The sequence below is a fragment of the Saccharothrix sp. NRRL B-16314 genome (assembly GCF_000716595.1).
GTDB lineage: Bacteria > Actinomycetota > Actinomycetes > Mycobacteriales > Pseudonocardiaceae > Actinosynnema.
Window position 1 is genome coordinate 409,950 of sequence record NZ_JNXC01000002.1, and the last position, 10,382, is coordinate 420,331.

The following is a 10,382-nucleotide window of genomic DNA, read 5'->3' on the forward strand; positions in this document are numbered from 1 at the left end:
GACAATCTCAGTCCGAACAAGGCCCAGATGGCTGCAAGTCCTTGCAGAACCTTGCGTCACCCGTGGTGCGGCCCGAAGACCGACGGCTCAGCGCCGTTCGGGTTGGAGGGTTTTGCTCCACAGCGACGCGCCCTTGATGTCTCGCAGCCACACGGTCAGCTCGCCGTCACGGGACACCTCGACCTCGCCGAAGTGCTGGAACCCGTCCAAAGGCGTGGTGTTCGCGGCCGGTGGGGCGTTGACGAAGACGGCTTCCGGGCCGAACGTCGGGTCGAGGGTGTTCGGGCCGAAGGCACCCGCGTTCAGCGGACCCGAGACGAACTCCCAGAACGGGTCGAAGTCCTGGAACGACGCCCGCGCCGGCGAGTAGTGGTGCGCGGCGGTGTAGTGGACGTCGGCGGTCAGCCACACCGTGTTGCGCACGCGCCGCCGCTTCAGCTCGCTCAGCACCCACGCCAGCTCGTGCTCACGCCCGCCCGGCGCGCCCGGCAGCCCGTTGGCCACGCCCTCGATGTCCGTGCCGTCCGGCACGGTCAGCCCGATCGGCAGGTCCGCGGCGATGATCTTCCACGTGGCCCGGCTGCGGTCCAGGGAGTCGACCAGCCAGCGGGCCTGCTCGGCGCCCAGCACGACGCCCCGACCGTCGCGCGGGGACGTGTTGGCGTCCTTGTACGTGCGCATGTCCAGCACGAACACCTCGACGTGCGAGCCGTGCGCGAACTTCCGGTACACCCGTCCGTCCACCGCCTGCCGCGGGTCGATCGGCTGCCACTCGTGGAACGCCCGGAACGCCCGCGCGGCCAGCACGTCCACCCGCTTCTCGGTGTACAGCGGCGACGTCAGGATCTCGCCCGGGTACCAGTTGTTGGTCACCTCGTGGTCGTCCCACTGCACGATCATCGGCACCTGCGCGGCGAACGCCCGGTACTGCGGGTCGAGCAGGTTGTACGCGAACTGGCCGCGGTACTCGTCCAGCGTCTCGGCGACCTTCAGCTTCTCCGGGATCACCAGGTTGCGCCACACCCGACCGTCGGGCAGCGTCACGGACTCCTTCAGCGGACCGTCCGCGTACACCGTGTCGCCGCTGTTGATGAAGAAGTCGGGCCGGCGGGCGGCCATCGCGCCGAAGATCGGCATGCCGCCCAGGTCCGGGTTGCTGCCCCAGCCCTGCCCGGCGACGTCACCGGACCACACGAACCGCACGTCCTCACGGCCGTGGGGCGCGGTGCGGAAGCTGCCGGGCACGGCCTCGCTGCGGGTGCGGCCGTCCAGGTCCTCGGCGACGACCCGGTAGTGCACCTCCCGCCCACCGGGCAGGCCACGCAGCCGCACCCGGCCCGTGCCGCCGGTTTCGGGCGTCAACAGCGGGCCACGCACGGTCTTCGCGTGGCGGAACGACGGGTCGGACGAGAACTCGACCACCATCCGCGACGGCCGGTCGGCCCGCGTCCACACCAGACCGCCGTCGGTCGTCACGTCACCGGACTGCACGCCATGCGTGAGCACCGGCCGATCCCCGCCACGCGCCAACGCCACACCGCTCGGGACGAACGCCGCGGCCGTACCGATCGCACCGACGCGCAGCAGCGTCCGCCGGTTCACCACACCATCGCTCATGTGCGGGTTTGTAATCGGTGAAGCCGAATTCCGGGTGAACGGAACCCGTCACCCACGGGCCCAGTGCGGAGCGACCTGTGGTACCGGGGTACTCGCCCGACCGGTACCCCGGTACGACGGCAGAGTCGGTCCCGCAGTACGACGTGCCGGCCCGCCGCCGCGCCTAGCGTTCGAGCCATGAACACCGCACGCCTCAAGCTCCACCCACGCCCGGGTGCAGGCCGAGCCCTCGCCGCGGCGGTGCCCGTGGTGCTCGCCCTGTACCTGGTAACGCGTGGCTGGCTGTACCCGTTCTGGCCGGACACGATCGGCGCGATCGGACACCCGTTCACCGCCGACCCCGGTCTCGACGGTGCCTGGGGCGGGCCGACGCTCGCCGGGGCCTGGCTCGTCCACGCCTTGATCGCCCTCGGCTTGCAGGCCGTCTGCTACGCGATCGTGCGGGCGCTGTACCGACCAGCGGACCGGTAGGTCAGCCCTGCTGGCTGGGCAGCCGCCCCTCGGCCATGCGCTTGGCCACGTCACGCCGCAGCCACAGCAGGTACACCCAGACCAGGGTGAACACCACGCCGATGCCGCCGAGCGCGGTCATCGCGAACCACGACGCCACCATCACGACGTGGATCGCCGCGATCAGGTACACCGCCCACGAGCGCTTCAACACCGCGCACGTCCCGATCAGCGCGACGATCAGCCCGAGCACCAGGTACCCGGTGCCGGTGCCGACACCGCCGCCCAGCTTCGCCACCACCGGCAGCGCCAGGGCGACGACGATCGCCTCCAGGATCAGCGTGCCCGCCATGATGCCGCGGAACGACTTCATCGGGTCTTTCTTCGGCGCCGGTGCCGGCGTGGCGGCGGAGGTCATGACGGCTCCTTGCCGAACAGGGCCCGCGCGTCGCCCGCCGTGACGACCGAACCGGTCACCACGACACCGCCGCCGGACAGCACGTCGCCGTCGTCGCTCTCCTCGGCCAGCCGCACGGCCTCCTCGATCGCGTCGTCCAGGTGTGGCCGCACGACCATCCGGTCCTCACCGAAGATCGAGATCGCCACCCCGGCCAGCAGGTCGGGGTCCATCGCCCGCGGCGAGGAGTTGGCGGTCAGCACCACTTCCTGCACGACCGGCTCCAGCGCGCCGAGGATGCCGACCGCGTCCTTCTCCTGCATCACACCGACCACGGCGACCAGCTTGCGGAAGCCGAACTCCTCGTCCAGCGCCTTCGCCAACGCCTCCGCGCCGTGCGGGTTGTGCGCCGCGTCCACCAGCACGGTCGGCGCGGACCGGACGCGTTCAAGCCGGCCCGGCGAGCTGACCGTCGCGAACGCCTCGCGCACCGCGTCCACGTCGAGCCGGCGGTCGGCGCCCGCACCGAAGAACGCCTCCACCGCCGCCAACGCCAACGCCGCGTTCGCCGCCTGGTGCGCGCCGTGCAGCGGCAGGAACACCTCGTCGTACTCGCCGCCGAGCCCTTGCAGCCGCAGCATCTGCCCGCCCACCGCGACGTCCCGCTGGACGACGCCGAACTCGGACCCGAGCCGCGCGATGGACGCGTCCACCTCGGCGCACCGCCTCAGCAGCACCTGCTCGACCGCCGGGTCCTGCTGGGCCAGCAACGCGACCGCACCGGGCTTGATGATCCCGGCCTTCTCCTCGGCGATGCCCGCGAGGTCACTGCCCAGGTACTCGACGTGGTCGAGCCCGATGGGCGTGATCACCGCGATCCGGCCGTCGGCGATGTTCGTCGCGTCCCACGACCCGCCCATGCCGACCTCGACCACGGCGACGTCCACCGGCGAGTCCGCGAACGCGGCGAACGCCATCCCGGTGAGCACTTCGAACTTGCTCATCGGCACCTCGCTGCGCGAGTCCACCATCGACAGGTACGGCTCGATGTCGCGGTAGATCTCGACGTACCGCTCCGGGCTGACCGGCGCGCCGTCCACGCTGATCCGCTCGGTGGCGAGCTGGAGGTGCGGGCTGGTGTACCGGCCGGTGCGCAGCCCGATCCGGGTGAACAGCGCGTCGATCATCCGCGAGGTGGACGTCTTGCCGTTCGTGCCGCCGACGTGCACCACCGGGTACGTCTGCTGCGGGTCGCCGAGCAGGTCGGCCAACGCCCGGATGCGGTCGAGGCTGGGCTCCAGCTTGGTCTCGGGCCACCGGGTGTTCAGCTCCAGCTCGACCTGGCGCAGCTCCTCCAGCCCACCGGTCTCGAACCCCGTCACGACTGCTGCCCCTGCGGCAGGGTTTCGAGGCGGGCGTGGATGCGCTCGATCTCGGCGTCCGCCGCCGCCAGCCGAGCCTGGATCTTGGCCACCACGTCGGCCGGCGCCTTGTCCAGGAACGCGGCGTTGCCGAGCTTGCCCTCGCACTGGGCGCGTTCCTTCTCGGCCACGGCGAGGTCCTTGGCGAGCCGCTTGCGCTCGGCGGCCACGTCGACCGTGCCGGACAGGTCGAGCTCGACCTTCACGGTGCCGGCGGGCAGGCCGACGTCCAGGGACACGGTCACCGAGAAGTCGTCGCCGGGCTCGGTCATCCGGGACAGCGCCCGCACGGCCGCCACCTGGTCGGTCAGGTCGACGCAGCACGCGCCGCGCACCTTGCCCGCGACCTTCTGCGCGGGCTTGAGGCCCTGGTCGGAGCGGAACCGGCGGATCTCGGTGACCAGCTTCTTCAGGCCTTCGATCCGGGTGGCGGCGACCTCGTCGCGCGCGGCACCGGTCGGCTTCGGCCAGTCCGCGATCACCAGCGACTCGCCGCCGGTCAACGTGGTCCACAGCGTCTCGGTGATGAACGGCGTCAGCGGGTGCAGCAGCCGCAGCACCACGTCGAGCACGTGGCCGAGCACGGACTGGGTGGCCTCGGCCCGCGCGCCGCCCTCGGCGATCTGGACCTTCGCCAGCTCCAGGTACCAGTCGCAGAACTCGTCCCACGTGAAGTGGTAGAGCCCTTCGCTCAGCTTGGCGAACTGGAACGACTCGAACTGGGCGTCCACATCGGACACGAGCTGGTCGAGCAGGTCGAGGATCCAGCGGTCGGCGTCGGTCAGCTCGTCGCGCGGCGGCAGCGGCCGGTCGACGGTCGCGCCGTTGCCCAGCGCGAACCGGGTGGCGTTCCACAGCTTCGTGGTGAAGTTGCGCGAGCCCGCCGCCCACTCCTCGGCGATGGCCAGGTCGGAGCCGGGGTTCGCGCCGCGCAGCAGCGTGAACCGGGTGGCGTCGGCGCCGTAGGCGTCCATCCAGTCCAGCGGGTCGATGCCGTTGCCGCGCGACTTCGACATCTTCTTGCCGTGCTGGTCGCGGATGAGGCCGTGCAGGAACACGTGGTCGAACGGCTGCTTGCCGTCCATCGCGTACAGGCCGAACATCATCATCCGGACGACCCAGAAGAACAGGATGTCGTAGCCGGTGGACAGCACGCTGGTCGGGTAGAACTTGGCCAGGTCGCTCGTCTGCGTGGGCCAGCCCAGCGTGGAGAACGGCCAGAGGCCGGACGAGAACCACGTGTCGAGCACGTCCTCGTCCTGCACCCAGCCCTCACCGGGCGGCTCGTCGTCGGGGCCGACGCACATCACCTTGTCGTTGGGGCCGTACCAGACGGGGATGCGGTGGCCCCACCACAGCTGGCGGGAGATGCACCAGTCGTTGAGGTTGTCGACCCAGTCGAAGTAGCGCTTGGCCAGCTCCGGCGGGTGGATGGTGGTGCGGCCGTCGCGGACCGCGGTGGCGGCGGCCTCGGCGAGCGGGGCGACCTTCACCCACCACTGCATCGACAGGCGCGGCTCGATGACGGTGTCGCAGCGCGAGCAGTGGCCGACGGAGTGCTTGTACGGGCGCTTCTCGGCCACGATGCGGCCCTGTTCGCGCAGCGCGGCGACCACGGCGGGACGCGCCTCGAAGCGGTCCATGTCCTGGAACGGCCCGTGCACGGTGATCACGCCTCGACCGTCCATCACGGTGAGCGCGGGCAGGTCGTGGCGCTGGCCGATCTCGAAGTCGTTCGGGTCGTGCGCCGGGGTCACCTTGACCGCGCCCGTGCCGAACTTCGGGTCGACGTGCTCGTCGGCGACGATCGGCACGTGACGCCCGGTCAGCGGCACCTCGACCTCGGTGCCGATCAGGTGCTTGTACCGCTCGTCCTCCGGGTGCACGGCCACGGCCGTGTCACCCAGCATCGTCTCGGCGCGCGTGGTCGCGACCACGATCGAGTTCTCACCCGAGCCGTAGCGGATGGAGACGAGTTCGCCGTCGTCCTCGGAGTGGTCGACCTCGATGTCGGACAGCGCGGTCTGGCAGCGCGGGCACCAGTTGATGATGCGCTCGGCGCGGTAGATGAGGCCGTCGTCGAAGAGCTTCTTGAAGATCGTCTGGACGGCGTGGGACAGGCCCTCGTCCATGGTGAAGCGGACGCGGGTCCAGTCGACGCCGTCGCCGAGGCGGCGCATCTGGCCGAGGATCCGGCCGCCGACCTCCTCGCGCCACTCCCAGACGCGGGCCACGAACTTCTCGCGGCCGATGTCGTGGCGGGACTTGCCCTCGCCGGCCAGGGCGCGCTCGACCGCGGTCTGGGTGGCGATGCCCGCGTGGTCGGTGCCGGGCAGCCACAGGACCTCGTAGCCCTGCATGCGGCGGCGGCGGGTGAGCGCGTCCATGATGCTGTGGTTGAGCGCGTGGCCCATGTGCAGGCTGCCGTTGACGTTCGGCGGCGGCAGCACGATGGAGAACGGCGGCTTGTCGCTGGTCGCGTCGGCCGTGAAGTAGCCGCGCTCGACCCACCGCTCGTACAGTCCGGCCTCTACCTCGGCCGGGTTCCACGCCGGCGGGAGTTCGGATCGCTGCGGTGCGGTGGGCGTCTCAGTCACGGTCGAAGTCTACGGAGGAGCGGGTATCGACTTCTAACCAGATACCTGCTAGCGGTTTCGGTGAGCGTGGCGACTGGGGGGAACGTGGACGAGTACCGCATCGAGGACCACCCGGACCTCCAGGGCGACGGATGGGCGCGGGACGCCGTGCGGCGGGCCGAGCGCGAGGCGCGGGTGCGGCGGCTGAAGTCGTTGCCGAGGCGGCCCCGGCGGCGGTTCTGGGTCGGGCTGGCGATCGCGGTGGCGGCATTGCTGCTGGCGTGGGCGGTGTTCGAGACCCAGTCCGGTTCGCAGTCCGGTTCACGGGCGGGGCAGCCGACGGTGGACCTGGACGAGCCGTTCGCGGGCACGTCTGCGGCTTCGTGGGCCGACGGCGAGGCCGGTGTGGTGGTGCCGGAGGCGAGGCAGGTGGGGGTGCACTCGGCCGACCAGGTCGCGGCGGCCTACCAGCGCGTTCGGGAGGCCGTGGTCGCGGCCCGGCTGGACCGGCGGGTGGTGCGGGACCACGACCTGGAGCCGTTCTTCGGGCTGTTCGCGCCGGACCTCCGCGACTCGCTGCGGGTGCTGTTCGACGGCCGCAACGACGGTGAGGCGGCGTTGGTCGTGACGCGGGTGGACAAGGGTGCGCGGCTGGCGGAGGTCGAGCCGAAGGTGCGGGGCGAGATGACCGCGGAGGCCGGGCCGGACGGTGAGCTGGTCGTGCGCACGGACTACACGTTCGCCTACGCGTTCGTGCCCGCCCAGCCGGACGCGGTGCGGGGGCCGCTGGACGTGGTGGCGCTGTCGCGGTTCCAGGTGCGGTACTCGGTGCGCACGGGCGACCCCGGCGTCGAGGGGTTGTGGGCGGACGCGTCGGCGGGCTCGCTGCACTCGATCGCGTGTTCGGCGGCGAAGCGCGGCTACCTCGCGCCGGCGTCCGCCGAGCCGTCCCTGCCTCCCGGCCTGGACTTCGACCTCGGCTCGCCGTCGTCACCGGCCGACGGCTGCCCAGAGTGAACTGCCCAGAGTGAACTGCCCGGCCTGAACCGGCCTGAACCGGCCTCGTCGGGTGGCCGCCGACCCGATCGACGGGTCACCCATTCGGACGATTCGCTCGATAGTGGCGCCGCTCACAATTGACGTTGATCACCGGCTCGTCGCAGGTGAGGACGCCGGATTCACGGGCCGTTCGCAACCCCTTGGGGCCCGTGACAGCGGTCCCGCGTCGGCCTGACCACGACCGGCGATCGGGCAGGACCGCCGGCGCGCTCGCGCGGGGTGCGCCGGCGGCACAATATGGGGTATGGACCGCAAGCCTCCCCGGCAGGACATCGACGAGTCCCGGCTCGACGTCAGCGAACCCAAGCGGTGGGCGGCGGGCATCCCCGGCGTCGCGGTGTCGATCAAGCGCGGGGTCGAGCAGATGGGCGTGACCCGCACCGCGGCCACGTTGCGGCTGCTCAACCAGCGTGAGGGCTTCGACTGCCCCGGTTGCGCGTGGCCGGAGCCGCAGGGGCACCGCAAGCTCGCCGAGTTCTGCGAGAACGGCGCGAAGGCGGTGGCCGAGGAGGCGACCAGGCGGCGGGTCGGCCCGGAGTTCTTCGCCGAGCACCCGATCGCCGAGCTCGCCGGGAAGACCGACCACTGGCTGGGTCAGCAGGGTCGGCTCACCGAGCCGGTGGTGCTGCGCGAGGGCGCCACGCACTACGAGCCGATCGAGTGGCACGACGCGTTCTCGTTGATCGCCTCGCACCTGAACGGCCTGGCGAGCCCGGACGAGGCCGTGTTCTACACGTCGGGCCGCACGAGCAACGAGGCCGCGTTCCTGTACCAGCTGCTGGTGCGGTCGTTCGGCACGAACAACCTGCCGGACTGCTCGAACATGTGCCACGAGTCGTCCGGCGCGGCGCTGTCGGAGACGACCGGCATCGGCAAGGGCTCGGTGAGCATCGACGACTTCACCCGCGCCGACCTGATCGTGGTCGTGGGCCAGAACCCCGGCACGAACCACCCGCGGATGCTGTCGGCGCTGGAGGAGGCCAAGCGGGCCGGTGCGAAGATCGTGGCGGTCAACCCGCTGCCGGAGGCCGGGCTGCTGCGGTTCAAGAACCCGCAGAACGTGCGCGGGCTCGTCGGCGCGGGCACCGAGCTGGCCGACGAGTTCCTCCAGATCCGGCTCGGCGGCGACCAGGCGTTGTTCCAGGCGGTGGGCAACCTGCTGCTGTCGTGGGACGCGGTGGACCGCGAGTTCGTGGAGGGCTTCACGGACGGTTTCGCCGAGTACGCCGACCACGTCCGCCGACTGGACTGGGACGCGGTCGACGTGGCCACCGGCCTGCCGCGCGCGCAGGTCGAACTGCTGGCCCGGATGCTCGCCGGGTCGCAGCGCACGATCTTCTGCTGGGCCATGGGGCTGACCCAGCACAAGCACTCCGTGCCGACGATCCGCGAGATCGCGAACGTGGCCCTGGTGCGGGGCATGATCGGCAAGCCCGGCGCGGGACTGTGCCCGGTGCGCGGCCACTCGAACGTGCAAGGCGACCGGACCATGGGCATCTGGGAGAAGATGCCGGAGAAGTTCCTGGCCGCGCTGGAGAACGAGTTCGCCATCCCCGTTCCGCGCAAGCACGGGTTCGACACGGTCGCGTCGATCCGGGCCATGCGCGACGGCGAGGCGAAGGTGTTCTTCGCGGTGGGCGGCAACTTCGTCGCGGCCTCACCGGACACCCGGGTCACCGAGGCGGCCATGCGGAAGCTCGACCTGAGCGTGCAGGTGTCGACCAAGCTCAACCGGTCGCACGTGGTGCACGGGCGCACGGCGTTGATCCTGCCCACGTTGGGGCGCACCGAGAGCGACCTCCAGCACACCGGCGAGCAGTTCGTCACGGTCGAGGACTCGATGTCGGTGGTGCACCGGTCCCGCGGCCGGCTGGCGCCCGCGAGCGACCGGCTGCTGTCCGAGGTGTCGATCGTGTGCCGGCTGGCGCGGGCGGTGCTCGGACCGGACCACCCGGTGCCGTGGGAGGAGTTCGAGAAGGACTACGACCTGGTCCGGGACCGGATCGCGCGGGTCGTGCCGGGCTGCCACGACTACAACGAGCGGGTGCGCCGGCCGGATGGTTTCGTGCTGCCGCACGCCCCGCGCGACGCCCGCGAGTTCACCGGCACGCGCACCGGCAAGGCGCACTTCACCGCGAACGACCTGACCGTGCTGCGGGTGCCGCCGGGTCGGCTGCTGTTGCAGACCATGCGCAGCCACGACCAGTACAACACCACGATCTACGGCCTGGACGACCGCTACCGGGGTGTGAAGAACGGCCGGCGGGTGGTGTTCGTCAGCCCGGAGGACCTGGACGCGCTCGACCTGCTCGACGGGCAGCACGTGGACCTGGTCAGCGAGTGGCCGGACGACCCGACGGGCGTCACCGAACGGCGGGCCGAGCGGTTCCGCGTGGTGTCCTACCCGACGGCGAAGGGCTGCGCGGCGGCGTACTTCCCCGAGGCGAACGCGTTGGTGCCACTGGACTCCACGGCCACCGTGTCGGGCACGCCGACGTCCAAGTCGATCGTGGTGCGGTTGGAGAGGATCGAGACCTGATCCCGGCCGGGTTGGTCAGCCCGGCGCTCGCCGCCAGGAGAGCCCGATGCCGGCGACCAGCACGCGGTGCTCCCGCACCACCCGCCAGTCGAGCCTGAACCGCACGGCCAGGAACGTCAGCCGCCTGGTGCCGACCAGTCGGTGGCGTTCGGCGCGGGTGTGGTCGTCGTGCATCCGCTGCATCGCCACGGCGAGCAGCAGGTCGTCGTGCGGCATGGTGTCCCCCTAGATGATTGATTCCAAGGGGTAGGCACCTGGAGATGTGGGGCGAGGGTGTCGATGTACGGGTTGTGACGACCGACATTGACACCCTCGCGACCGCA

Annotated in this window: 8 protein-coding genes; 3 read left to right on the top strand and 5 right to left on the bottom strand. The window is 71.1% G+C overall.

Annotated features, from left to right (window positions below; translation table 11 throughout):
* Positions 1–87: 87 nt before the first annotated feature.
* Complete coding sequence (locus tag OQ02_RS06945) at positions 88–1,617, bottom strand: alkaline phosphatase D family protein (protein WP_033437384.1); 1,530 nt, start codon at positions 1,615–1,617, stop codon at positions 88–90.
* A 177-nt stretch (positions 1,618–1,794) separates the two neighbouring features.
* Between OQ02_RS06945 and OQ02_RS06950 the strand changes: the two genes are divergently transcribed.
* On the top strand, positions 1,795–2,088 hold the full coding sequence (locus tag OQ02_RS06950; RefSeq protein WP_051771963.1) for a hypothetical protein: 294 nt from the start codon (positions 1,795–1,797) through the stop codon (positions 2,086–2,088).
* 1 nt (position 2,089) lies between these two features.
* Here the strand turns inward: OQ02_RS06950 and OQ02_RS06955 are convergent, their stop codons facing one another.
* Genes OQ02_RS06955 through OQ02_RS06965 form a run of 3 tightly spaced genes read right to left on the bottom strand, consistent with a single transcriptional unit; the run spans position 2,090 to position 6,482 of the window.
* On the bottom strand, positions 2,090–2,485 hold the full coding sequence (locus OQ02_RS06955; protein ID WP_033437385.1) for a DUF4233 domain-containing protein: 396 nt from the start codon (positions 2,483–2,485) through the stop codon (positions 2,090–2,092).
* Positions 2,482–3,846 carry a bifunctional tetrahydrofolate synthase/dihydrofolate synthase gene (gene folC, locus OQ02_RS06960; RefSeq protein WP_033437386.1) on the bottom strand — a complete coding sequence of 455 codons (1,365 nt, stop codon included), beginning with the start codon at positions 3,844–3,846 and terminating at the stop codon, positions 2,482–2,484. Before folC ends, OQ02_RS06955 begins: the two co-directional genes overlap by 4 nt.
* Entirely contained in the window at positions 3,843–6,482 is a 2,640-nt protein-coding gene (locus OQ02_RS06965) for a valine--tRNA ligase (RefSeq protein ID WP_033437387.1), read from the bottom strand. Before OQ02_RS06965 ends, folC begins: the two co-directional genes overlap by 4 nt.
* 66 nt (positions 6,483–6,548) lie before the next feature.
* On the opposite strand from OQ02_RS06965, the gene OQ02_RS06970 reads away from it, so the two are divergent.
* Positions 6,549–7,478 carry a hypothetical protein gene (locus OQ02_RS06970; RefSeq protein WP_156076907.1) on the top strand — a complete coding sequence of 310 codons (930 nt, stop codon included), beginning with the start codon at positions 6,549–6,551 and terminating at the stop codon, positions 7,476–7,478.
* 286 nt (positions 7,479–7,764) lie between these two features.
* The gene (locus OQ02_RS06975) at positions 7,765–10,059 is read left to right on the top strand and encodes an FdhF/YdeP family oxidoreductase (protein WP_033437388.1); all 2,295 of its coding nucleotides are present in this window, start codon (positions 7,765–7,767) and stop codon (positions 10,057–10,059) included.
* Between the two features lie 15 nt (positions 10,060–10,074).
* Here OQ02_RS06975 and OQ02_RS06980 read toward each other — a convergent pair whose 3' ends face one another.
* On the bottom strand, positions 10,075–10,275 hold the full coding sequence (locus tag OQ02_RS06980; protein WP_033437389.1) for a hypothetical protein: 201 nt from the start codon (positions 10,273–10,275) through the stop codon (positions 10,075–10,077).
* Positions 10,276–10,382: the final 107 nt, after the last annotated feature.